Here is a 245-nt window from a genome sequence, read left to right as displayed (position 1 = left end):
TTCGCCCGAATTACCTCGGCGATAAAGACTGCATGATCCCCGGCCTCGACAGTTTGTGCCACCGAACATTCCATGGACGCTAAACAATCCGCAAGTACCGGCGCCCCCAACTCCCCGGGGGTCCAGATCAAGCCTTCAAACCGATCTGGGATGCGCTCCGAGAACCGCTCAGAGAGGATCCTCTGATGGTTCGCAAGCACATTGACGCAGTACGATGCGCTCGCCCGGAAGTAAGGCAGGAGCGT

1 protein-coding gene is annotated in these 245 nt (G+C 58.4%); it reads right to left on the bottom strand.

Annotated features, from left to right (window positions below):
* The coding region (locus tag KVT28_RS28530) for a flavin reductase family protein (protein ID WP_368734945.1) at window positions 1–239 on the bottom strand (239 nt) is incomplete at its 3' end.
* Window positions 240–245 lie beyond the last annotated feature (6 nt).

It is taken from the genome of Pantoea sp. GbtcB22 (genome assembly GCF_019091025.1).
In the GTDB taxonomy this organism is placed as follows: domain Bacteria; phylum Pseudomonadota; class Gammaproteobacteria; order Enterobacterales; family Enterobacteriaceae; genus Pantoea; species Pantoea leporis.
Note: the sequence above shows the minus strand (reverse complement) of the source record. Positions and strands in the feature narration are given on the sequence as shown.